Annotated in this window: 20 protein-coding genes; 7 read left to right on the top strand and 13 right to left on the bottom strand. The window is 55.3% G+C overall.

The annotated features are described in order from the left end of the window. Positions 1-11: 11 nt before the first annotated feature. Together ACEE43_RS10190 and ACEE43_RS10185 are read left to right on the top strand one after the other, a co-directional pair. Entirely contained in the window at positions 12-4,526 is a 4,515-nt protein-coding gene (locus ACEE43_RS10190; protein ID WP_449107553.1) for a glycosyltransferase, read from the top strand. A gap of 54 nt (positions 4,527-4,580) precedes the next feature. After that, a complete protein-coding gene (locus ACEE43_RS10185) occupies positions 4,581-5,507 on the top strand; it encodes a hypothetical protein (protein ID WP_449107552.1) in 927 nt (308 codons plus the stop codon). Positions 5,508-5,562: 55 nt separating this feature from the next. Here ACEE43_RS10185 and ACEE43_RS10180 read toward each other — a convergent pair whose 3' ends face one another. The 7 genes from ACEE43_RS10180 to ACEE43_RS10150 all read right to left on the bottom strand — a co-directional run bounded on the left by ACEE43_RS10180 (position 5,563) and on the right by ACEE43_RS10150 (position 12,663). Then, positions 5,563-6,309 (bottom strand): DUF6270 domain-containing protein, encoded by a 747-nt coding sequence (locus ACEE43_RS10180; protein ID WP_237210168.1) that lies wholly within the window; start codon positions 6,307-6,309, stop codon positions 5,563-5,565. Next, entirely contained in the window at positions 6,302-7,444 is a 1,143-nt protein-coding gene (gene wecB / locus ACEE43_RS10175; protein WP_237210167.1) for a non-hydrolyzing UDP-N-acetylglucosamine 2-epimerase, read from the bottom strand. The genes ACEE43_RS10180 and wecB overlap by 8 nt, the downstream gene beginning before the upstream one ends. Before the next feature lie 114 nt (positions 7,445-7,558). Then, positions 7,559-8,380 carry an ABC transporter ATP-binding protein gene (locus ACEE43_RS10170; RefSeq protein WP_237210166.1) on the bottom strand — a complete coding sequence of 274 codons (822 nt, stop codon included), beginning with the start codon at positions 8,378-8,380 and terminating at the stop codon, positions 7,559-7,561. Continuing rightward, the gene (locus ACEE43_RS10165; RefSeq protein WP_449107551.1) at positions 8,364-9,263 is read right to left on the bottom strand and encodes an ABC transporter permease; all 900 of its coding nucleotides are present in this window, start codon (positions 9,261-9,263) and stop codon (positions 8,364-8,366) included. The genes ACEE43_RS10170 and ACEE43_RS10165 overlap by 17 nt, the downstream gene beginning before the upstream one ends. After that, a complete protein-coding gene (locus ACEE43_RS10160) occupies positions 9,263-10,933 on the bottom strand; it encodes a glycosyltransferase family 4 protein (RefSeq protein ID WP_449107550.1) in 1,671 nt (556 codons plus the stop codon). The genes ACEE43_RS10165 and ACEE43_RS10160 overlap by 1 nt, the downstream gene beginning before the upstream one ends. After that, on the bottom strand, positions 10,930-12,183 hold the full coding sequence (locus ACEE43_RS10155; protein ID WP_449107549.1) for a glycosyltransferase family 4 protein: 1,254 nt from the start codon (positions 12,181-12,183) through the stop codon (positions 10,930-10,932). Before ACEE43_RS10155 ends, ACEE43_RS10160 begins: the two co-directional genes overlap by 4 nt. A 120-nt stretch (positions 12,184-12,303) precedes the next feature. After that, positions 12,304-12,663, bottom strand: a complete 360-nt coding sequence (locus ACEE43_RS10150) for a GtrA family protein (RefSeq protein ID WP_449107548.1) — start codon at positions 12,661-12,663, stop codon at positions 12,304-12,306. A 224-nt stretch (positions 12,664-12,887) separates the two neighbouring features. Here ACEE43_RS10150 and ACEE43_RS10145 point away from each other — a divergent pair, with 224 nt between their 5' ends. Further along, on the top strand, positions 12,888-13,088 hold the full coding sequence (locus ACEE43_RS10145) for a hypothetical protein (RefSeq protein ID WP_449107547.1): 201 nt from the start codon (positions 12,888-12,890) through the stop codon (positions 13,086-13,088). 316 nt (positions 13,089-13,404) lie between these two features. Continuing rightward, a complete protein-coding gene (locus tag ACEE43_RS10140; protein WP_237199965.1) occupies positions 13,405-13,611 on the top strand; it encodes a DUF3073 domain-containing protein in 207 nt (68 codons plus the stop codon). Positions 13,612-13,773: 162 nt separating this feature from the next. Here ACEE43_RS10140 and ACEE43_RS10135 read toward each other — a convergent pair whose 3' ends face one another. Next, positions 13,774-14,715, bottom strand: coding sequence for a Sir2 family NAD-dependent protein deacetylase (locus ACEE43_RS10135; RefSeq protein WP_449107619.1), 942 nt, complete (start codon positions 14,713-14,715; stop codon positions 13,774-13,776). Between the two features lie 159 nt (positions 14,716-14,874). After that, positions 14,875-17,463: an ATP-dependent chaperone ClpB gene (gene clpB, locus ACEE43_RS10130; RefSeq protein ID WP_449107546.1), complete on the bottom strand. Its 2,589-nt coding sequence runs from the start codon at positions 17,461-17,463 to the stop codon at positions 14,875-14,877. A 240-nt stretch (positions 17,464-17,703) separates the two neighbouring features. Here clpB and ACEE43_RS10125 point away from each other — a divergent pair, with 240 nt between their 5' ends. After that, positions 17,704-18,420, top strand: coding sequence for a glutamine amidotransferase (locus ACEE43_RS10125; protein WP_449107545.1), 717 nt, complete (start codon positions 17,704-17,706; stop codon positions 18,418-18,420). Positions 18,421-18,443: 23 nt separating this feature from the next. On the opposite strand, the gene ACEE43_RS10120 is transcribed toward ACEE43_RS10125, so the two are convergent. Next, the gene (locus tag ACEE43_RS10120; protein ID WP_449107544.1) at positions 18,444-18,929 is read right to left on the bottom strand and encodes a hypothetical protein; all 486 of its coding nucleotides are present in this window, start codon (positions 18,927-18,929) and stop codon (positions 18,444-18,446) included. A gap of 159 nt (positions 18,930-19,088) precedes the next feature. On the opposite strand from ACEE43_RS10120, the gene ACEE43_RS10115 reads away from it, so the two are divergent. Further along, positions 19,089-19,739 (top strand): HAD family hydrolase, encoded by a 651-nt coding sequence (locus tag ACEE43_RS10115; RefSeq protein WP_449107543.1) that lies wholly within the window; start codon positions 19,089-19,091, stop codon positions 19,737-19,739. 86 nt (positions 19,740-19,825) lie between these two features. Here the strand turns inward: ACEE43_RS10115 and ACEE43_RS10110 are convergent, their stop codons facing one another. Further along, the gene (locus ACEE43_RS10110; RefSeq protein ID WP_449107542.1) at positions 19,826-20,329 is read right to left on the bottom strand and encodes a Dps family protein; all 504 of its coding nucleotides are present in this window, start codon (positions 20,327-20,329) and stop codon (positions 19,826-19,828) included. Between the two features lie 525 nt (positions 20,330-20,854). Here ACEE43_RS10110 and ACEE43_RS10105 point away from each other — a divergent pair. Continuing rightward, positions 20,855-21,991: a VIT1/CCC1 transporter family protein gene (locus tag ACEE43_RS10105; RefSeq protein WP_449107541.1), complete on the top strand. Its 1,137-nt coding sequence runs from the start codon at positions 20,855-20,857 to the stop codon at positions 21,989-21,991. A gap of 62 nt (positions 21,992-22,053) precedes the next feature. Here ACEE43_RS10105 and ACEE43_RS10100 read toward each other — a convergent pair whose 3' ends face one another. Both ACEE43_RS10100 and sucD read right to left on the bottom strand, forming a co-directional pair. Further along, positions 22,054-23,022, bottom strand: coding sequence for an amino acid oxidase (locus tag ACEE43_RS10100; protein ID WP_449107540.1), 969 nt, complete (start codon positions 23,020-23,022; stop codon positions 22,054-22,056). Between the two features lie 394 nt (positions 23,023-23,416). Beyond that, the gene (gene sucD / locus ACEE43_RS10095; protein ID WP_237207608.1) at positions 23,417-24,334 is read right to left on the bottom strand and encodes a succinate--CoA ligase subunit alpha; all 918 of its coding nucleotides are present in this window, start codon (positions 24,332-24,334) and stop codon (positions 23,417-23,419) included. Positions 24,335-24,353: the final 19 nt, after the last annotated feature.

Raw genomic sequence — 24,353 nt, 5'->3', positions numbered from 1 at the left:
TTCACTACCCTATGTACTCAGATGAATCCCGGTCGCCCGAAGATATCCGCCACATCAAAATTGAAGCGGCTATGCGTGATCCGGAAAAACTATATACCAACTACCAGGGACTAGTTGCCCGCGACCTAAGATATCGCAAGCAGCTAGCTGAGTATGAGGTTTTAAAATCTGAAGTTAAGCAGCTCAATAAGAGACTAGAAGAAGCAGAATCTTTAAAAAACCTCGCTGAAGACCGCCTTAGCAAAGCTGAAGGGTCTCTGCGCGCCTACCGTGCAGAGACTAAACGGCTCAAAGATGACCTTAAGCGACTCAGAGCCTCACGTGCTCTCCGTCTTAGCCGGGCCATTAGTTCTTACACCCTAGCTATGCGTAAACTGGTAAACACCAAAGCAGCTCAAGATGCCTCATCGAAGTCGAATTCGCACAGCATCAATACCAGCTCGCAAGTTGGCTCGGCAAAAGCCTCTTCAAAGCCAGCAGGCAACAGCGTAAAGAATAATAGTTCGAAAAAAGTGCAGGCTATAAAGTCTCGGGTTCATTCAGTTCCTGTCAGTCAGAGAAGTATTGAAACACTTTTAGATGATTACGCAACTTCTAAAACCCCTCAGAACTTTATGTTTGTTGTAAACCGTCTATGGTTTACTCTTGGTTCTGTTCAGCAGGTCCAAGCTTTCATTAAAGATAACCCAGCAATTGTCAAAGCCCTATCTCCTAAAGACCGGGTCTTGGTTGATCGCATCTTAGGCTTTGCTAAGCTTCCTCACCTTTTGGACGGTTTACCACCGCGGGCAGAAGGGTGCGCATACCAACCTGAATCTAATCGAGTGATGTACTGTGCGCACTCAACCCCTGCATACAACTCCAACGGTTACTCAACTCGAACGCTAGGTGTGGTGAAGGGCCTTAAAAGCGCAGGGCTTGACGTATCAGTAGTAGCACGCGCCGGGTACCCTTGGGATTCTGCGACTGATACCCCTAAGCCTTCGATGCGCAGGACAGTTCGAGCCCTAGACGATATTAACTTTATTCATCTCCCTGGAGAGAATTTAACTGCTGTTCCTGCGGATCGATATATTCTCCAAGCAGCTGATGCTTACGTGCGTGAAGCACGGCTGCAACGTCCTAGCCTAATTCAGTCAGCGTCCAATCACCTCACCGCTTTGCCGGCTCTTATCGCTGCGCGTCGCCTTGGCGTTCCTTTCGTATATGAAGTGCGAGGTTTATGGGAAGTCACGGAAGCATCCGAAAAGCCTGGCTGGGAACAGTCTGAGCGCTATAAACTAGCCGTACAGCTTGAAACGTTCGTAGCTAATGAGGCCGATGGCGTACTGGCAATTACTCAGCAGGTAGCCGATGAGCTAGTTCGCCGGGGGGTACCCAAAAATAAAATTTCATTAGCCCCTAATGCTGTAGATACCAGGCGTTTTGTTCCGCTACCTGCAGACGAAAACTACGCTAAAAAGTATAATATTTCGCTGGATTTACCAACCATTGGTTTTGTTGGCTCGACTGTTCCCTATGAAGGTCTATCTACTTTATTAGATGCCTCTGCAATTCTTTCAGAACAAGGGGTCAAGCATCAGGTAGTTATAGCGGGTTCAGGCAAATCATATCAGGATCTCCAACAACAACAGCAAGAGCGTCAGCTCAAGAATATTATGTTTGTTGGCAGAATCCCCATGGACGAAGTTCCTCGTCTTATCAGCTGTATCGATATCATGCCTTGCCCAAGGCTATCATTGCCGGTAACCGAACTTGTTTCTCCGCTCAAGCCGCTTGAGGCATTTAGTTCCGCTAAGGCAGTTATTCTCTCTGACGTCGCCCCTCACAAAGACCTTGCTGGTCTTGAGGAAAGAGCCTTGCTATTTGAAGCCGGGAACGCGTCTGAGCTAGCAAAAGCTATCCGTCGGCTAATTGAAGATAGTGAGCTAGCATCAAATCTAGGTAGAGCAGCAAGACTTTGGACAGTTGATCACAGAACTTGGGCAAATATCGGAAGCCAGATAGTAGAGGCTCATAGGCAGGCTGTAACCTTCCATAAGGCCCACCTTGCGGCCGACATGCGTGAACTTAAAGATTTAAAGGTTGGTGTTATTGCTGACGAGTTCACTTCCTCTACGCTAGCAGCTTCCTTTAAAACATCGCCCATTAGGCGGAGTTCTTGGAAGAAACAGCTTCTAAAGCATAACTATGATTTGGTTTTTATTGAATCAGCGTGGAACGGCAACTCTGGGGAATGGCATAAGGGGGTAGGTTACTACGGTGCTGAAGAAAACAGCGACATTATCGGTGTAATCAACACCTGCCGTGAGCTAGGAGTACCCACTGTATTTTGGAATAAAGAAGATCCAATCCACTACGAGCGTTTTTATAAAATAGCTGCTCGTTGCGACCATGTCTTCACTACTGACGGTAACATGGTTCCAAAATATCTCTCAAATCAATGGTCCGTCAATAAAACTGTTTCATCTTTACCTTTTTATGCTCAGCCAGCTATCCACAATCCGTTAGCTTCTCAGCGTCCGTTCGACTCAACTATTGCCCATGCTGGAACCTACTATGGAGATCGTTACAAGCTTCGTTCTCAGCAGCTGCGTCGCATGTTAGAGGTTGCTCAACCTTTCGGGCTTGCTATTTATGATCGCCAGCTGGCATACGAAAACTCTCCGTATTCTTTCCCAGATGAGTTCCAAAGCAATGTTCGCGGGGTTCTCCCCTACCAGGAGGTTATTGACTCCTACAAAACACATATCGCGCACATTAACGTAAATTCTGTCAGTGACTCTCCGACTATGTTTTCCCGTCGTGTAGTCGAAATTGCCGCTTGTGGTGGTCTTGTCCTCTCAGGTCCGGGGCGCGGTATTGAGGAAACTTTCGGTAACACAATTCCTGCATCCAATGATGCAGAGCTATGGAAAGCTCTGCTGTATTCTTGGACGACAAATCCGGTTGCCAGAATCAATGAAGCATGGTTCCAGCTACGCACAGTGTATAGAGCCCATACCGTCAATACTGCGTTAACGATTTTGGCACGCACTGCAGGGATTGCTGTTAAGGCACCGACGCTGGATTCATATTCTGTGGTTGTCGCAGATTCTTCGCCTGAAGTGCTGAAGGCTATTGCTAGCCAGTCTGTAAAGCCCGAAGCTATCTACCTAAGTAGACCCTCTTCGGTTGCAGACGCTTTGTTCAAGCACTCAGAAACCAAAATAATCATCGGCAACTTTAGCTCTTCTGAAAAAATTGGCACCTGGATCTCAACTGTATCGGGCACCCTCCCCCGTACACATTTTGAGGATCTGCTCTACAGTACCCGTTACGGTTCTTGGAAGCATATAACATACCGAACCGCGACTTCTTCTGATAGCGGGATGCCTCTGGCAACACCCTACAGCGAAGATAGAAATCTATCAGATGGTAGTCTTTCGAGGTTTAAGAATGCTGAAGAATTCACTAATCTGAGCAGTCTAGAACTGCTGCTTCCTCCTATCGAGGAATCTACCGGAACTGAGCCTATTGGCGATTTTGATAGTTTTGGTGATGTCGAGTCACTCAAAAACCTTACTGTCCTGTTTGCAGGGCATGATTTAAAGTTTGCCCGAGATCTTATTTCAGCAACTGAAAAAGAAGCAAAGGGTATCCTGATTGATCAATGGGCAGACCATAGCAAACATGACGAAGAATTATCCATCAGGCTATTAGAACAGGCTGACGTTATCTTCTGTGAGTGGGGTCTAGGAAATGCTGTATGGTACTCACAGCATGTGAAACCGCACCAAAGGCTGGTCGTCAGAGTTCATTCGCAGGAACTACGACGCCCCTACCTTTCCCGCATCAAACACTCAAGTGTTAGCAAGTATATCTTCGTTGGAGAGTTAATACGCCAAGCTGCGGTAATTAGCCATGGCGTTCCGGCTGATAAAACCGTTATTATTCCGAATACAGTCGACACTGAGGCTCTTTCTCTCCCCAAAACTGATGGTGCAGAGTTTAACATTGGGCTCGTTGGAATTGTTGCAAGAGGAAAGCGTCTCGACCGAGCACTGGATGTGCTTGAGCGTCTCCACCAGGTAGACACCCGTTATAAGCTTTTCATTAAGGGCAAACAGCCTTCTGATTACCCCTGGATGCTTAATCGTCCCGATGAAATGGCTTACTATAATGCTCAATACAGCCGAATTGACGAAATTAACAACAGAGTACCGGGCGCAGTGGTCTTTGATCCCCACGGGAACGACATGCCTCAGTGGTACCAAAAAATTGGTATTGCACTCTCTGTGAGTGATTTTGAGTCGTTCCATCTAACGCTTCCAGATGGCGCAGCCTCTGGAGCTCGCCCGATGGCACTCGACTGGCCAGGAGCTGACTTGATTTACCCCAGAGACTGGATTTTCTCATCTACAGAGGAAATTAGCCAAGCAATTCTTGGCCAGACCCCCTTCACCACTGGGTTTGAAGATGAACTTGGCAAAGAAAGGGTAACACGAGCGATTATCTCAACTATGTTTAACGAAAATATTGGATGATATTTTCTTATTTTGAGGGGCGCCCCATTAGATACAAAATTTTTAGGAGCCTAAATGCATAACTATCAGACATGGGGCGCATCCCACACCACGTGGTATTCGCCAGATGCATTCTGTTCACAAAACCACCATGCCGATGGGGTACACACTGTAACTAAAGAAAATTTTTCAGTTACTCTGCTACTCCAGAGCGATCCGTTTCAAACAGAATATGACTTTATTCCAGTATTCTTTGGTGGCGCTATTGCTAACAGAGCACAGCTAAACCCTCCATTTTTTAGTGGAGTTGCTCTGTCAAAAAATTTACGTTTACCCTCTATTTGCGTCTCAGACCCGGTCGTCGAGAATAACCAAGAAGTAAATCTGGCCTGGTATACAGGAGTTCCAGAAACAAAATTCCAGATGCGACTCACCGAGTTATTTAAGGCCATAGCCGTTAATTCTGGAAAAAAATTGCTCTTTATTGGTGGCTCGGGAGGAGGCTTCGCCTCTCTCTATTACAGCGTTCGGCTCCCCGAATACTCTGGGGCGCTGGTATGGAACCCTCAAACTTCCATTTTGAATTACTATTCAGGTCCAGTTCAACGTTTCCTCGCTGCCATTGGTGCTCCATCGTCTGCCCTGCAGACCAAGAACTGGAAATCTGAAGTACGTGAGTGGAGAAAGGGGCTGGTTGATGTAGAACTATGGGGAAGTCATTTTCTAGATGGTAGTCAGATTTCAATTATTTTGCAGAACAGAACCGACTGGCATTTAGAAAAGCACTTTCTACCTTGGATTAGTTCTACAACGTGGAAGCAACGCGACACACCCGAAGCTAGCTACTACGCAAAAGATGACATTCATCTAGCTGCTGTAGCTGATTTCGCAGAGGGACATTCGCCTATCCCACTTCCTATATTGAATAAAATATTATCTGCAGTAATTATTGACAAAAAAACAGCCGCCACAGCCGTGTCGGAAGCTGTCAAAATGATTTAGCTAAAAATCACCCCTTTGCGCTTCTCACCCGAGAAGATCAAAGGGGTTCACAGCGTCATATTATGTTTTTTATGTACCTTACTACATACTCATATGCTTCGCTACTGTAGTGAAAGGGCGACGGCCCCCACTGATGGCTAGCATCTGTAACAGCCAAATGCAGTGGAACAGTTATAATTCTACAACCCTTATCTTCAAGAAAATCGAAATAGCGGGGGTATAGGGAATTTGCTGCACTCGGTTGCAGCATCCAGTCTGGGGCTTTATAAGGGGTACCGTCTTTATATGTCTCTGCCCAATCAATTCTTAAAATTAGAACCTTCTCCAGTAGACTCTGCTCTGTAAGAATATCTATCAAGGTAGAAGCAGCAGCTGACCAGAGTGAAAAATGCTGTTCGCTTCCAAACTCAACGATTTCTCTACCCCGGGACATCTCCCTACCGCCATGGCCCCAAAATTCAGCTAATTTAGTAACATAACCGTCTTTAAACTGTACGACGCCACCCCGTTCGTCCACCAAGTCAAATAATAATAAATCAACATCAGAGGGGAGCTGCTTGAGAGCCCGTGGCAAGGAGCCTTCTATATCACCACGCACCATACGCTGCTGAAAATTTGAAGGTATCGGCTTAAGTTGAGCCTCAAACTCTTCATACGCAAGAGGGTTAAAAGCACTAATGATTGATTGCCGAGCTATATACTCTACAATCTCAGCCTCATCAATTAAAAGCTCCACAGTATCACGCGACACACAACTTCCATATATAAATATTTTGGTTGCTTTTTTATCGGGATTACCCATTAAAGTCCTCGATGCGTGTACCGATGCCAAATAGTTCTTCCAACGAAGCTATAGTCCGTTTGGAGGCTTTCCCATCTCCGTAAGGATTCACAGCATTAGCCATAGACGCATAATGTTCATCATTCTCAATCAGAGCAGAGACCTCATCCACAATCCGCTCCAGTTCAGTGCCAATCAGACGCACAGTACCGGCCTCCACAGCCTCAGGGCGCTCAGTATTCTCACGAAGTACCAGTACCGGCTTACCCAAGCTCGGAGCTTCCTCCTGCACCCCACCTGAGTCAGTCAGCACCAGGTGAGCAGCCTTCATCACGTGAGTAAACTCAGCGTAAGCAAGAGGCTCCGTTACGATGACGTTCTGCAGGCCCTCCAACGAAGGAAGAACAGCCTCACGCACCAGCGGGTTCTTATGGGCGGGGAAAACAAAAGTGAAGTCAGGGAACTTACGCGCCAGCTCAGCCACAGCCTGGCCAATACGCACCATAGGCTCACCCCAGTTCTCTCGACGATGAGTGGTCACCAGAACCATCGGGGAGCCGCTCTCAACCACTTGCTGCACCGCGGCGTCCTCAAACTCAACAGTCTTTTCAACCGTGGTCAGCAAGGCATCAATCACCGAGTTGCCGGTTACTACGATATCTGCTTCGTTCACGCCCTCTCGCAGCAGATTAGCTTTTGACTCAGCTGTAGGAGCAAGATGGAGGGCAGAGATCTGACTCGTCAACTTTCGATTAGCTTCCTCCGGGAAAGGAGAATTGATATCGCCCGAGCGCAGACCAGCTTCGAGATGTACTACCGGAATTTGCCGGTTAAAAGCTGCAACGGCTGCGCCCATCACCGTTGAGGTATCGCCCTGCACAATCACCGCATCAGGGGCATACTTCTCGTAAATAGCGTCAACACCGCTAATCACCTTAGCCACGATACCGTTGAGGCTCTGGCCGGCAGACATAATATTGAGATCCTCAACGGGCTCAATATCAAACAGCGCGTTGACTTGATCCAGCATTTCGCGGTGCTGACCGGTCACCACAGCAATCGACTCAAACTTCTCAGACGCCTCAAGCGCCTTAATAACCGGGGCAACCTTAATAGCCTCAGGCCGGGTTCCGTAAACGGTCATAATCTTTAGCATGAAATCCTCTTGGGGGATAGAAAGTGAAAGTGTATCCCTCACATTCTAAAGGTAAACGCCCAGTAAGAAACTCTGAAGATCTCCAAGAACAATAAATTCCTACAACCTTAACCTTTATGGTTCATCTCGCACATAGCCAGCGGCCCCCAGCTTCTTTGCACCTTCCAGATACTTTGCGGCCTTTATATCATTCCCCTGGGAAAGGTTATGGGCGTACCATCGGTATTTACGCGCCACTGTGCGCGCATCACCGTCCATGATGAGCTCTCCTCCATCAACCCACAGAGCCCGGGTACACATCTCTTCTACCGTCTGGGCAGCATGCGATACCAGAAACACAGTGCCTGCCTGATCCAGCAGACCGTTCATTGCCTTCTTCGCTCGGTCGGCAAAAGCAGCATCGCCAGCACTTAGTGCCTCGTCGATGAGCATAATCTGTGGTCGAGCAGCCATCGATATTGCAAACCTTAGGCGTGCCCCCATGCCTGCCGAGTAGGTGTTCATAGGGCGATAAACAGCATCTCCAATACCAGCCAACTCAATTACCCCGGGGCGGGCGGCCTCAACCTCAGCCATACTCATGCCCATAGCCAAACAGCCCAGAGTAATGTTGTCATCGCCAGACATTGAAGGGTTCAGCGCAGCAGAAATACCGATCAGCGTGGGCTGCTCAGATGCTAGCACCTGCCCCTTAGTTGGCGTCTGTAAGCCGGCGATTACACGCAAGAGAGTAGACTTACCAGCTCCATTTCTACCTACCAGACCTATAAATTCCCCCTCAAACGCTGCAAAGGAAACACCGCTAAGAGCTTTCACCTGCTTCTTTTGACGGCTAAACCTACCAGTTTTGAATCGAGTAGTGTACTCAACATGCACATCATCAACCAGCACATTGAGCTGTTTTTGCGGGGTACCTTCACTAGGAAACTGAACCATAGCGTTCCTCCGCATCTACAAAAAATACAAACCCAACAAGTACCAGCAGAACCACCCATAAAACCATCAAAAGCCACTCATATGCACCGGGAACTGTACCTTCAACCAGTACCTCCCGGTACATATTGAGCACGATAAACAGCGGGTTAGATTCAATGACAAGAAGTACCGTCGGGTGATTAATAAACCGCTCGATGGGGAAGATAACCCCGGACCCAAACATGAGGATGCGGGTAGCAAAAGAAAAAAGTGCGGTGGTATCTGGGATGAAGTAGCCAATTCGAGCAATAAGCATAATCAAACCCGTGTTGAACAGAACCTGAAGCAAGAAAATCGGCACCACCAGAATCCAGGTCCACGATACCGTCACATGCGGAGGTATAACGATAATCCCCACTAGCATCACCGCAATCATCGGTAAGGCTTCCAGCGTGTTCTTTAGAGCAAGGGCAACCGGCGGGAGCGCACGTGGAAAATTAAAGCCCTGAATCAGGCTCTTGTTCTGTTTCATCACCGATGCAGATGAGGTAATAGACTGCGCAGTGAACTGAAACATGAGAATACCGACAATTAAGAAAGCCGGGAAATTCTCCATACCGCGGTCAACACTCAGTACCAACCCGAAGAGTACCCAGTAGAACATCACATCCAGCAAAGGTCTCAGAAAAAGCCATAGAGACCCCAGCCGATTATCACTGTTGCTCGCAAACACCTTGTAGAGAGACTGGTGCCAGCTAAAGGCACGGTACTTCCACAGACGCTGTAAGTACAGCCGGTAGTTACCGCGCACTCCCACAGGCCGGAGCTGTCCCCGAGTCACAAGCCCCTGGTAGTGGCTGTACTGGCTACTCAGCTCTAGACTTCCACGAGAATAGTTAGACATCAGCTCTCCTCAGCTAGAGCTGGGGGCTGTGCTACCTGGTTCCGGCGCGTTTTGCCCCCATCGGTCAAAAGACCATTGTAAATCTCTTCTACAATAGCTGCCTGCTTCTCCCAGGTCCTTGCCCGGGCAAGCTCCCGCCCCTGCGCACCTAGACGGGCGCGGGCGTCCGGATTCTCAGCAAGTAACAGCAGGGCCTGGGCGAAAGACGCCGGGTCTTCTGCCTGCGCTACCCTACCGGCAGTCTGCTGGCCCTCAGGGCATACAAGGTCAGCTAGGGGCGGTAAGTCACTTACCACCACAGGGCGCCCTAGCGCCATCGCCTCAATAGGTTTGAGGGGGGTGACGGTACGACAGACCTCGTCGTTAGTGCGGGGGACAACAAAGACATCGAGAGACTGGTGGGCAAGGGGCGTTAGATCGGGCGCAATCCGCCCCAGAAAAACCGTACTGTCAGCTATCTCCAGGGACTGAGCCAGCTTCTCAAGGCGAACCCTATCGGTTCCGTCCCCTACCAGAAGCAGGCGGGCGTCCAGCCCCTGGTCACGCAAGTGCACAAGAGCCTTTAGAAGGGTATCGAACCCCTCATAGGGCACCAGCGAACTCACCGACCCGACCCAGAACCCGCCTTCGGGTAGCCCCAGCTGGGCTCGTGCCTCGCGGGGGCTAAGGTGCTGCTCCAAGAGCGAAGAATCCACGCTATTGGGCACCACAGTAACTCGGCCTTCGGCTACACCGCGCTCTATCAGGCTCTTCTTCATAGTCTCCGACAGGGTCAGTACTTGGCTCGCTGCCTTCATCATCTGAGTTTCGCGTGCCCGCGTCAGTAGAAACCGCTCGCTCCGTGCAGCAGATGCGCGCAGGTGCTCTGGCTGTTTCGACAGCCAGGTTTCTTCCAGAACCCCGCGCACCTCATAGACCCAGGGGATTCCCCATCGCTCCGCGAGCGCCTGCGCCACCAGCGCATTGTGGAAGTGGGTGGTGGTATGGATGATGTGGGGCGGCTGGCTGTCATAGGTACGCGCAAGCTGGCTCGCCCACTGCTCTAGACGCCCCGTGGCGGTAGAGGCAAGAGCCCAGGGCAGGTAGCGGCGATAAATCACTGGGCCTACCTGTGCTGTGTCTGCTGCGGTCAGGCTGCCCACCATTACCGGATAGCCGATGCGGGTATGTGCCGCCAGATGCACCCCCCGCTGCGCCAGGGCGCTGAGTAGACGGTGGGTGCGCAGGGTGTAGCCTGACTGGGTTGCCGGTAGCGAGTTGGTGAGCAGGTGCAGCACGCGCGGCTTGTGGGCTTCGGGGGCGGACGCCGGTGCCCCCTCCCCCGGTTGGCCGTCGGCGGCCGCGAAAGTAGTGGGGGTATAGGCGGGAAGTCTCAGTACTAGCCCCGGACCCAGCAGTGCCGCTTCCGCTTCAAGTTTTTGGGCTAAACGACCTTTGCCCTTTTTGCGGGCAGAAGCCAGGGCCTCGGTGACCTGCCCTGCAGACCATAGCGTGCGGGCGGCGTCCGGAGCAGGCGATATCCGTTCAAGAGCAGGAGCCAGGTGGGTACGGACTGCCACGGGCATGCGCTGCCCTACCTGGGTCAGGAAGGCGGCAGGGTCTGTACGTATCAGCCCTATAACAACCGTCGCGGCAAGAGTGGCGTTTCTGAAGATACGCAGGGCCTTCATCGGCTGCGCTCTCTGCTGATGACTGCTTCTAAGACGGTGAGGTATTTCTGCGCCAGATGGTCGTAGTTAAAGTGCTCCAGCACGAACTGCCGCCCGCTATCGTTAGGTTGAAGGCGGGAGCGGTCGTCCGCCAGCTCAACCCAAAGGTCGGCAAGCTCTTGCGCCGACTCTGGGGCAAGATGAATACCCGCTGCAGATTCCCGCAAGATACGTTCTGCCTCACCCTCGAGCAGACCCACAACCAGACGCGGCACCGTCAATAGTTCGTAGAGCTTTGAGGGCACGGTCCAGGCGAAGACCGGAGTACGCCGTAACAATACGTGGGTTACATCGGACCACTCATAGTGTTTCCGCACCTGCGAGCGATGTTGCAGGGGCAAAAATTCTACCGGTAGGCCTCGGGTTTGTGCTGACTCAATCAGGTGGTGACGCTCGGCTCCTTCGCCCACCAAGCGAAGAGTAAAACTGATGTCGGGGCGTTCTTTCACCGCAAGCTCAAGTGCATCTAGAAGCACCTTCAACCCCTGGGAACGGCCCAGTGTGCCGGTATACAGGAGGCGGAGTTCACCGGGTCGGTCAGACAAGGGGGCGATAGCGCTATAGAAGAGACTCGGGACCACCCCGTTACTGACGGTATGCACGTTGTTCATACCCCGCCCCCGTAGTACCCGAGCAAAACTCTCAGTTGTAGTAACGAGGGCATCTGCCTTACCTTGCGCCCACGTGACAGCTCGTGCAAATACGCGCCGGGCTCGCCTCAACGGAGCGAGACCACCTACCGGAGCCTGAGGGTCAGCCACGATATCGGGCCAGGCATCCCGCATTTCAAGAACTAGCGGGGCACCCAAAAGCTTCTTGGCTACTAGACCTGCACCCGCGGTGGGAATCCCGGGAACGGTCGCAACAACAACATCAAACGGAGATTTCTGCAACCTCAAAGCCGCCACGACCCCCATGGTACCGAGCGCGGCAACCACCTGATCCAGGGTTCGCGCTAGCCCTGAAACACCGTGCAGAACATAGGGCACCCGAATAATTCTTTCCCCGTACTTGCCCTGGTGAACCCGTGGAGTTCCCCTGAAGTTTTCACGAATCGTAGCGGTCGCTACAGCATTAGGATAATGGGGAGGAGGGCAACACACAGTCACCCGGTGGCCAGCCGCCTGCCAGCGCTTGACCAAGGCGGACCAACGGCGCTGAGGAGCTCCAATCTCAGGTGGGTAGTAGTGTGTAATGAGCAGTATGTTCATGCAGGTATCAAGTGTGTGTAAAGCGACACCTAATGTTCGCTGTTACTACCTTACACTTTCTCGCCCCTGCGACCTCTCCTACCGCTTAACTCTGCCCCTCGTGGCGGGTTTGCTGACCTCTTACGCCGCAGGTAGAGCGGTACGCCCTGCAGGCTCGCGATCCGGAGCTCTCTCCGCAGCATCCTTCCCTAGTCTCTCGGCACCGGGCTGAGTGCCGGCGTCCTGATGTCTCTGGGCAAAAACCCAACGGCGCTGCACCGCAAAGCTCACAGGGATGAGTACCAGCTCAACGAGTACCTTAGCCACCCAAAGGGGTAGCCCCACCCAGGTGAGGGTTTCAAGTAGGGCCGTATTAGTAGCCAGAATCGCTACAGCCAGCAGAGCGTAACGCCCCAGGGAGCGGTGGGTCTGCGGGCGGGGCGTAAATCCGTAGGGAGTCCAGTACCGGGTTGAAGTGGCTGGTGGGATTACCCGGCTCATAGACCTTGGTAATGGGTACCTGGGCCAACTCAACCCCACAACGCGAGGCCCGCAGCAGCATATTGAACTCGTACTCATAGCGGTCACCGGGCAGCTCGAAAGCCCAGGGCAGAATCTGCGGGGTCAGCAATGGTGCGCACACCCATCACTAGGGCTTTTGCCCGGCGGACGCCCGCGCCTCAGATTCCCTGCCCACGGCCAGGATGTCGGCGGGCAGTGATGCCGTGACCGTCACTAACACCAGCGGTCAGGTCGTAGCCGAATACACCTCAAGCAAGACCATCTCCCAGGTTGTTGTGGCAGGTAGCTCCATCACCGAGGGCGAAACCTACAGCATCAGTGTCAACGGCTCAGAGACCGGCACCGCCACTGCAGCCTCCGGCGCTGCCGCAGGCGGCATGGGTGGCTTCGGCGGCCGTCCCTAAGGCCCCATAAACTCAGCCGGCGAGCTGGCACTCGTACCCTATCTCTTCGTCGGCTGTTCTACCGCTCCGCGTCACCTCTTTCTGGTCGGGTGGCGCGGAGCTTCTCTATGTGAGGAAGGGATTCAAGGAAAATAAAACGACCGTTCTCTATATTTTTGTGGTTTTTAGCAGTTTCTTACATCTCAGGTGGCGAACAGGCAAGCAAAGACGCGCAAAAACATGTACCCTTAGATACAGAAAAGACTGAAAGTTTTTCTGGTACACCCCTGCGCGCACGCGGGTGGCCAGATACGAGCGATAAAGAGGGGGTCTCGCCATGGGGCGCGGCCGTCAGAAGGCTAAAGCAACTCGGCAGGCTCGGGAGATGAAGTACTTCAGCCCCGATACCGACTACACTGCACTCGAACGCGAACTAAGCAAGAGCACCAGCTCTCAGCCTAAGGCGTCTGGTTATCAGTACGATGACGAGGACGACTACGCAGAGTACGCAGATAAGTACGCCGACGATTATCAGGAGAAGTAACCCGCGTAGCACCACGCGGGTTCTTCCCGTCTCTTTTTCTAGCCCGCCACCGCCTGCCGGTGGCGGGCTTTTGTATGGGCGTGCTCTTTAGCGTGCCCTCTCCCCACCGCTCCTAGCCTCTATAGCCCGGCTCGTAAGCGGCGTCGGTAGGGGTGAGTGGGGCTAGCTGGACTGCGGGGCAGGGAGGTTCTGGGCGAGGGCGAAGAGGGCGTCGGTGACGTCGGAGCGCCAGAGGTAGGTGGCACGCGCGTCCGCCCGGCCCGGGCCCTGGTTGATGACGGCAATCGGTTTGCCCGCGCGGGCGAAGTCAAGGGCGATTTTGTAGGAGCTCATCACGGCCAGGGATGAGCCCAGTACCAGCAGGGAGCGAGCCTGCTCCCCCAGTTCTTTCACGGCCTGCTTGCGGGCAGACGGTACGGGTTCCCCGAAGTAGACCACGGCGGGTTTAAGTTTGGTGGAGCCGCAGGCCAGGCAGCCGACCATCTGAAAATCTTGAATAAAGCGGGTATCGATCTCGGCGTCGCCGTCGGGGTTGACCTGCAAGGTGGTACTGGAAAGGCGTTCAAGGTAGCCGGGGTTGGCGGCCTCGATACGGGCATCGAGGGAGGTGCGGCCCTCGTCCGCCCCGCAGTCTAGGCACTCGATACGGGAAAGGTCCCCGTGCAGGGTCAGGACCTTCTGTGAGCCGGCGGCGGTGTGCAGGCCATCGACGTTCTGGGTAATCAGCCCGGCCAGGTGCCCGCGAGCTTCCAGGTCAGCGAGTAGGTAGTGGGCGGTGTTGGGGCGGGCCCGATTCATCTGCCGCCAGCCCACAAAGGAGCGAGCCCAGTAGCGCTGGCGGGCTACCTCATCGAAGCGAAATTCCTGATAGGTCATGGGCCGGTGGTTGCGTAAGGAGCCGGCGGGACCGCGGTAGTCAGGGATTCCTGAACCGGTGGAGATGCCCGCCCCGGTGAGCACCAGGACCTGCCCGTCGCGCAGGAGTTGCCGGACGCCGTCCGCCGCCACCTGCGGGTCAGTAGGCTGGGCTGTTTCGGCAACGACCCGGTCGATGGAGCGCAGGGCGGCTGCGTGGGTAGCTGCAATGTCGGCGCGGGCGGTGATGGACGCGGACGCCCCGGCAAAGCGGGTATCGAGCGGGGCGGGTGCGGGCTGGGACTCGTTCACTCTTCCAGTTTAAAAGACAAAGACCCCATCGCTTCTCTCTTGACCCCGAGATAATCTGTAGGGTCAAGAGAGAAGCGATAGGGTCATGCTCCGTTTTTACTCAGCGGTGACAACCAGCCCGTCAACGGCAACATCGGGGTTGACGTCCACGCGCACGGTGTCGCCGTCCTTGATGGCACCGGCCAGGATTCCCTTGGCCAGGCGGTCGCCGATTTCACGCTGCACGAGGCGGCGGAGCGGACGGGCCCCGTAGGCCGGGTCGTAGCCGGCAAGTCCCAGCCACTCGGTGGCGGCGTCGGTGACGTCCAGGGTCAGGCGGCGGTCTTCCAGACGGCGGGCCATCGAGTCGATCTGCAGGCCCACAATGGAGGCCAGGTCATCGGCTGAGAGGGGCTCAAACATGATGACCTCATCCAGGCGGTTGAGGAACTCCGGCTTGAAGCTGGCGTTCACGGTGTTCATGACCGCGCTCTTGCGGGCTTCATCGTCGAGATTCTGGTCAATCAGGAACTGGGAGCCCAGGTTAGAGGTCAGAATCAGGATGACATTGCGGAAGTCCACGGTGCGCCCCTGACCGTCGGTCAGGCGTCCGTCGTCGAGCACCTGGAGCAGGATGTCGAAGACCTCGGGGTGGGCCTTTTCGACCTCATCGAGCAGCACGACCGAGTAGGGGCGGCGGCGCACAGCTTCGGTAAGCTGGCCACCCTCTTCGTAGCCGACGTACCCGGGAGGGGCACCGACCAGGCGGGCGACGGCGTGCTTTTCGGCGTATTCGCTCATGTCGATACGCACCAGGGCGCGCTCGTCGTCGAACTGGAACTCGGCCAGGGCCTTAGCCAGCTCGGTTTTACCGACGCCGGTGGGGCCGAGGAAGAGGAAGGAGCCGATGGGACGGTCGGGGTCTGAGATTCCGGCGCGGGAGCGGCGCACGGCATCAGCCACGGCGGTGACTGCCTGGCGCTGACCGATCAGGCGCTTACCTAGTTCGTCTTCCATGTGCAGTAGCTTCTCGGATTCACCCTGGAGCATACGGCCTGCGGGAATACCCGTCCAGGAAGAGATGACCTCGGCGATATCGTCGGCGGTCACTTCTTCAGAAACCATGGACTCTTCGGACGCGGTGGTCTCAGCCTGCTGGGCTGCGGCGAGTTCAGCTTCAAGGGCGGGAATCTCACCGTAGAGCATGCGGGAAGCTTCAGCAAGGTTTCCTTCGCGCTGGGCAACTTCTGCCTTGGAGCGCAGCTCGTCAATCTGGGTTTTGAGGTCACCAACGCGGTTGAGACCTGCCTTTTCGGCTTCCCAGCGGGCGTTGAGGGCGTCCAGCTCTTCCTTCTTGTCAGCCATATCTGCCCGCAGGGCTTCTAGGCGCTCGACGGAGGCGGGGTCGGTTTCGTTGGCCAGGGCCAGCTCTTCCATGGTCAGGCGGTCAACGGCGCGACGCAGGGCGTCGATTTCTTCGGGGGCGGAGTCGATTTCCATGCGCAGCCGGGAGGCTGCCTCGTCGATCAGGTCGATGGCCTTATCGGGCAGCTGGCGCGAGGGGATGTAGCGGTTGGACAGGTTGGCGGCAGCGACCAGGGCGGAGTCTGCGATGGCAACCTTGTGGTGGGCCTCGTAGCGCTCTTTCAGACCGCGCAGAATACCGATGGTGTCTTCAACACTGGGCTCACCCACGTAGACCTGCTGGAAGCGGCGCTCTAGGGCGGCGTCCTTTTCGATGTTTTCGCGGTACTCATCCAGGGTGGTTGCACCGATTAGGCGCAACTCACCGCGGGCCAGCATGGGCTTGAGCATGTTACCGGCGTCCATGGACCCCTCAGAGGCACCGGCTCCCACAACGGTGTGAATCTCGTCGATGAAGGTAACAATCTGCCCCTCGGACTTCTTGATGTCTTCGAGCACGGCCTTGAGGCGCTCTTCGAATTCGCCGCGGTACTTGGCACCGGCAACCATTGCCCCCAGGTCCAGGGAGATCAGGGTCTTGCCGCGCAGGGATTCGGGTACGTCGCCTGAGACCATACGCTGGGCCAGGCCCTCAACCACGGCGGTCTTACCGACGCCGGGTTCACCGATGAGCACGGGATTGTTCTTGGTGCGGCGGGAGAGCACCTGGATCACGCGGCGGATTTCGCTATCGCGCCCAATGACGGGGTCGAGCTTGCCTTCGCGGGCAACGGCGGTCAGGTCGGTGCCGTACTGTTCTAGGGCGCCGAAGGTACCTTCGGGGTCGGGGGTGGTCACGGTGCGGTCTCCTCTCACGGTTGGAATGGTGTCTTCAATGGTCTTTTCGGTGGCCCCGGCCTGCTGTAGGGCGCGGGCGGTAGCATCATCCCCCGCTGCAAGCGCCAGCAGCAGGATTTCGGTGGAGATGTAGGTGTCCCCGAACTGGGCTGCCTTGGCTTGCGCGGTTTGAATGGCGGTCAGGACGGCGCGGCTCGGCTGGGCTTGGGCAGCTGAGGCGCCCTGCACCTTGGGAAGTTTAGAAATCTCGGTGGACGCTGCCAGGGAAATGGCATCAACGTCGAGACCTGCGGTTTTAAGGACGGCCACTGCCACTCCCTCTCGCTGGTCCATGAGGGCCTTGAGCAGGTGGGAGGTGTCTAGGGTGGGATTGCCCGCGGTTTGGGCGTTCATATTGGCTGCCGAGAGCGCTTCTTGGCTCTTGGTTGTAAATTGTGCGTTCATTGTTCTCCTTTACCTTTTGCGTAGGTAGTTCGTTCATACTTGAGTGTACTCCACTCAGCTTTAACTTGAGTCTACTACACTCAACTATCTTGCGCTAGATACCCGAGAAAATATTTTTTCAGCCCCAAAACCGCACCCACGCCAGAGAGCATCTCGTACGGCGGGCACAGACGTCCGCCCTCTTTCTCAACCTGCCGCCCCACCCTTACACTGGTAGCAGTCACTCACCCAAGGAGAACCATGCCCCGCACCGCCTACGCCGTCCGCCACGTTGCCTTTGAAGATCTGGGCATCTTTGAAGATTTATTGACCGAACGCGGTTTTACCGTCGAATACCGTGACGCAGGCATTGACGCCCTCAACACCCCCGAGGTGCGCGAGGCGGATTTGCTGGTTATTCTGGGCGCTCCCATCAGCGTGAATGACGCTCAGGACTACCCCTTCCTCTTTGAAGAAGTAGAACTCATCAAGGCGCGCATCGCCGCGCAGAAACCCGTCCTGGGCATCTGCCTGGGAGCCCAGCAGATTGCTCTAGCCGCAGGAGCTCAGGTCAACCCCACCGGCGCCATTGAGTTGGGCTACTCCCCGGTAGAACTTACCGAAGCCGGGAAAGAATCTGTTCTCGCGCCACTGGGCAACACCCCCGTCCTCCACTGGCACGGCGACGCTTTCACCCTGCCCGAAGGCTCCCTCAGCCTAGCCCGCACCCAGATGTGCGAAAACCAGGCATTTACCCTAGAGGACGCCGCAGGTCGCCCCTACGCGCTAGCCCTCCAGTTCCATCTTGAGGTGAACCCCCGCCATATTGAGCAATGGCTCATCGCCTACGCCGACTACATTAGGGCCTCAGAACAGGACGTCGCGGTAATCCGCCGCGAAGCCTCCCTTTACGCTGAAAAGCTGACTGCAGCTGCCACCGAGGTGCTCACCGGCTGGCTCGCTAGAGTAGAGCTGTAAGTCGCTATCGCACGGCTACGGGGCTAGTCAAGAAAGTCATACATGGACTCTTCTCGCTCAAGTCGCTCGCGAGTGGCCTCATCTAGTCCGCGGGTGAGGGCTCGCGCCCGCCGGTAGTCACTGATGGCCAGCAGCAGGGTGGCAATAGCGAATGAGAAGGTTAGAATTCCGCTGGTATTACCAAAGGCGGCAGAAAGACCGATAACATCGGGACCCAGCAGGGCTGCCGCTGCCGAAATATTCTGCCCCTCTAGCCGGTCGGGAGCAACCATGCCGAAGAACCCGGCTAACACCCATGTGGAAGCGGCAACAAGGGCGGTGACAGGCGGCAGCCCCGCCCGCTTTCGGGCACCCTGCAGCCCCATCTCTTTATAGGAAAACAGGGCAGCCACCAGCAGAATAATGAGCAGGGCGGGGCCGAACGATATCGCGTAAATAGGAACAAGCTCTCCCCCAGCGCCGAAGAGGGCGCGCCCGGCTGTAATCCAGGCAGCCGAGATAAAAGCCATAGGTACCAGCAAGTAGGCTAGGGCCTGACGCACAGGGCCCGGCTGTCGTTGCAGGTGATGGTGAGTGGGCAGCTGACTCTGGGTAAGATGGGGGCTCTCTTGGTTCACCCACCTATCCTAACCGGGAAGATCCCCCTGCGGACGGGTAGGGTGGTATATATGAGCAGACTTGAAGCTATTTTCTTTGACCACGACGGAACCCTTGTAGACACCGAGCCCCTCTGGGCAGAGGCCAAAACCGCACTGACCGCCGAGTTTGGAGCCACCTGGACCGAACAAGATACCCTCATGGCTCTGGGCAAACCTGCCGCAGTCACCTTTGCCCGCATGCAGGAGCTGGGTGCAGATGTTTCTGCTGACGAGCTGTACGACCGACTTAAGGCCAAGATGTCAGTGCTCTTGAAGGACGCCCGTGTGGAGCTCTTGCCCGGCATTGAGGCACTCCTGGCGCAGGTGGCTGAGGCGGGCGTCCCCGCAGGAATTGTCACCAACGCAACCACCGAGGTTGCCGCTAACACCGCCAAGCTGGCACCGGAGGGTCTTTTTAAAACCCTGGTCACCGACGAGCAGGTCACTCACGCTAAGCCCGACCCCGAGCCCTACCTGCTCGCGGCTCAGAATCTAGGGGTAGACCCTGCCAACTGTGTTGCCGTAGAGGACTCTGCTTCTGGCACCCAGAGCGCTATGGCTGCGGGCATGAAGGTTGTGGTGGTTCCCGGCATGACCGCGGTGCCCGAGCACCTGGGCCACGCCCGCTACGCCCACACAGAACTCACCCTTGCTAAGATTCGGGCACTGATCGAGGGCTAAGAGCTACAGTGCCACATAGAAAAGGCGGGCCTATCATGTGATAGACCCGCCTTTAGTGCGTGGTTCGAGTTTTAAAGCTCTGAGACTTACTTGAGGTTACCCTGGCCGTCTTCGAGGTGGCTGCGCAGGAACCACTGGAAGAGCTCCAGTTCAGCGGTCTGGCCGATCAGCAGATCCTCGGTGATGGGGTCGATGTCGCCCACCTTTGCAATAGCTGCACGGTGGTCTTCAACTACAACGTTGTAGACCTCGTTCAGGGCACGGATGTGAGTCAGAGCGTCTGCACGGTCAACATCGTATTCAGCCCAGGTGCGCTTTTCGACCAGGTCGCCGGAGAGGCCATTGGGGGCTACGCCCATGGTGGCCATGCGCTCTGCAATGGCATCAACGAAGCCACGTACCAGGTCGACCTGGGGGTCGAGCATTTCGTGAACAGCGATGAAGTTGGGGCCAACGACATTCCAGTGGGCGTGCTTAAGCACCAGGTGCAGGTCGTTCAGGGCGTGCAGGCGAAGCTGCAGAACGTCGGCTACGTGGTGGCCTGATTCTTCAGTGAGGCCGGGAACGGTAAATGATGCATACTTGCTCATGAGTGAGACTTCCTTTCGAGAGTGATGACCGGTATTTTTCAAAGCTCCGGCTGGCTTTCTGTACTTCTAGCCTACGCACTCTCAACAGCGTTTTCAAGCATTATTATGATTAATTCATAATAAGCAAAACCTCGTTTGACCTGCTGGAATGCCTCATACCCACCTTATGTAAGCCTTACCTGAGCATGGCTGACCTGCCAGAACACAGGCGTCCCACCGTAGCCACCGCAATAGCGAAAACCAGCCTTCGCTAATTTCAGAACTCAAAAAAATTTTGCCTCGGCGACACACTGTCGCTAAAGTAGTGTGCAGCGAAGGGGAGTAGCTCCCAGCGGCGCAGGCACATGCCACCATAGCGCCAAAGCGGTTTATCGACATACTGGTAGTCCACACAGATAGGCACCCGGTAAACCACCGTTTCTTCTTTAGAAGCGGCGAGCGAGACTTTCGGCTAAAAACGTACGTTCTTAGCCGAAGTGCATCCAGCCCACCTGCCTTCGGCTCCTGACCGAAGGAAGTCACATTTTGACAGCAGCCACTCCTCACTCCCCCGCCTCACCCGACCACCAGCACCCTGAACCCAGTCGCGCCCAGATTCGCCGCTGGCGCCGCTACCTGGCTGAAGAAATCTCAGAAGCCCGCATCTATGCCGCCCTGGCTGACCGGGCCGAGGGAAAAGAAGCAGAGATCCTCAGAGAAGTCGCCCAGGCCGAGCTCCGCCACCAAGAGCACTGGCGCACCCTCCTGGGTGACCACGCTCAACCTGAGCCACGCCCGTCCGTATCCGCCCGCTTTCTAGAGCTTCTTGCCAAGAACTTCGGCTCAGTCTTCGTACTCGCCCTAGCCCAGCGCGCCGAGGGCCGCTCCCCCTATGCAGAGGATCCGGACGCCACCGAGGCCATGGCCGCAGATGAGGCAATTCATGAAGAAATTATCCGCGCACTCTCCACTTCTGGCCGCGAAAAGCTCTCTGGTAACTTCCGCGCCGCCGTCTTTGGTGCTAACGACGGCCTGGTGTCGAATGCCGCTCTCATCATGGGCGTGGGCGCGACCGGCGTCAGCAGCTCTATGGTGCTTCTTTCAGGCGTCGCCGGCCTACTGGCTGGCGCCCTCTCCATGGCGGCAGGTGAGTTTGTTTCTGTGCGCTCCCAGCGTGAACTTTTGGACGCTTCCCGCCCCACCCAGGTCACCCTGGACGTAGCCCACCAACTCGACATCAACCAGAACGAGCTAGAACTGATTTACAAGGCTCGCGGCATGAGCGAGGAGGCCGCCCGCCACCGCGCCATGGAGCGCTTCGGCTATTTCACCTGTGACTGTGACCCCTCACTCTCCTTCCGCGATGATATTGAGGGCGAAGAAGTTGAGGACGCCCACGGTGCACTCGGCAGCGACGTGGGGGCTGCCGCGTCGAGCTTCTGCTTCTTTGCGTCTGGAGCCCTGATCCCGATTCTTCCCTATATTTTCGGCATGTCGGGCGGGGCAGCCATGCTGGTTTCCATGCTGTTGGTGGGCTTTGCACTCATGGTCACCGGCGGCGTAGTGGGCCTACTTTCAGGTGCCTCACCCCTCAAGCGCGGCCTGCGCCAGCTGGCGATCGGCTACGGCGCAGCCCTGGCCACCTACCTGTTGGGCCTGCTGTTCAACACGGCAGTGCTGTAAATAGCGCGTCCCGAAAAAGTTAGGGGTGGGCGTTTCAAGGGCCCACCCCAACAGCGTCTTACCTAGCCCCACCGAAGAACAGTCGTTGTATGCAGCTCATTTGAGAACACTCGACTGCCGGTGACCCCGTTAGAAGAGTAGGTAATCGTACCTGACTGAATATACGAGGTAAATTGCAGGCGACTCTGAGCGGTGTAGTAGGCGCTTTGAATCGTTACCGGGCTTGGCATAATAACAACCTGAGCATATAGGCGCCCCTTAGAGTCGTAAGTAACGGTGAGAGGCTTAGCTGTGGTGACAGTAATTCGCCCGCGGAAGGTGCCAGATCCGTCAGGATTGAGGGTGACAGTTGGGGCATCAGCAACCCAGTTGGACTGCACACCGGCCTGAGCCAGGTAGGTCGCACCGGTATTGAGCACGTCTGAGAGCGTGCCCGTGCGCCGCTGGTTCCATTTGGTGCGGCTACCAATCTGCATCCCCGTATTCAGCTGAGGGTTCCCATTAAAAAGAAAGTTAGCCTGCTGGGGAACGTAAAACTCAACGTCCGTTACGAAGACAGCACCCGCCGCCAAGGTAGCACTACCCCCTGCGACATAGTCGGTTCCGGTTCCGACGTTGGTCGTGGGGACGGAAAACCAGAAGCCACTAGAGTTTGCATAGGCACCGGGCTTTCCAGACCCACTGTTGGTGACCGGGGTGAATGAACCTTCCCCGTTCGCGATCCAGCTGCTCGACAGGTCTTGGGCGCGTTCACGCGAATCGTCCCAGTTGAAGTCAGATTCGGGGTTGGTACCAGCAGCTTTTGCTTCAAAGTAGCTCTGAGGGGTTGTCGGCCAGCCGGTTGACTCCTGGCTTTGCACATATCCCACGTTACCCCCGTTCAGGGCCGCCGAGACAAATAAGCCAGCCTGAATACCGCTTTGGCGCGACATAGACGCCGCATAGGCTGGCACAGCTGCGCTGGCAACGACAACGGGAGCACTCCAGGCAGCCCCTTTAGCCAGGGTACGGCGCGAGATAGCAGTAGTCATAAATGTTTCCCCTAATCTTTTTGAAAGACTGCGATAGTCTTTTTTAGTTCATCAGTAACACTACTCCGAGCTCACACTTAAACCAAGGAGACTTATTTCACCCATTTATGCCGTCATAAAAAACAAAACGCTTAAACACACCAACCAGACACTATATGTCTATTATTTTAAGTCAGATATATAAATCTTGCATCATTATTTGCCCCCATAAATACCTACAAGAATTGTCCAGATTAACAGCTTCCATCCAGTTTTCCGTAAATTTTCACCTAAGCATCAGACTTTTCCTAAAACACTTGCATCATGAAATATTTTGCCCCCCCCTATACACAAGGACGCCGGTGGTCACGCACCTGCGTGACCACCGGCGTCCTACCGGCTAGGGGACACTAGCTTACTTGTTAGCGAAAATTTCGCGCATGAGCTGGGCAGCCTCTGAGGGGGTCTTGCCCACCTTCACGCCAGCGGCTTCCAGGGCCTCCTTCTTAGCCTGGGCGGTGCCAGATGAACCGGAGACAATCGCACCTGCGTGGCCCATGGTCTTGCCCTCGGGAGCGGTGAAACCTGCCACGTAGCCAACAACGGGCTTAGTGACGTTAGCCTTGATGAACTCAGCAGCGCGCTCCTCAGCGTCACCACCAATCTCACCGATCATGACGATAGCTTCGGTCTCGGGGTCAGCCTCGAATGCTTCGAGAGCATCGATGTGGGTGGTGCCAATGATGGGGTCACCGCCGATGCCGATAGCGGTGGTGAAACCGATGTCGCGCAACTCGAACATCATCTGGTAGGTCAGGGTACCCGACTTAGAAACCAGACCGATCTTGCCCTTACCGGTGATATTGGCAGGGGTAATACCGACCAGGGACTCACCGGGGGTGATGATGCCGGGGCAGTTGGGGCCGATGATGCGGGTAATCTGCTTGCCATCAGCATCAACCTTGCTCTTGGCGTAGGCCCAGAACTCAGCGGTATCGCCTACGGGCACGCCCTCAGTAATGACAACAACCAGGGGAACCTCAGCATCGATAGCCTCGATGACGGCGTCCTTGGTGAAAGCCGGGGGAACGAAGACGATAGAGACGTCTGCACCGGTCTCCTTGACGGCTTCAGCAACGGAGCCGTAGACGTTCAGCTCGACATCGTTGCCGGCTGCGTCCTTGTGGGAAACGGTGGTGCCAGCCTTGCGGGCGTTAACGCCGCCCACAATCTGGGTGCCTGCGGCGAGCATGCGGGCGGTGTGCTTGGTACCTTCACCGCCGGTGATGCCCTGAACGATGACCTTGGAGTCCTTGTTCAAAAAGATAGACATTGTAAAAACCTTCTAGTAA

The sequence above is a fragment of the Rothia sp. 11254D007BW genome (assembly GCF_053548195.1).
The sequence above is the reverse complement of the archived record's forward strand: the minus strand, read 5'-3'. Positions and strand labels throughout refer to the sequence as shown.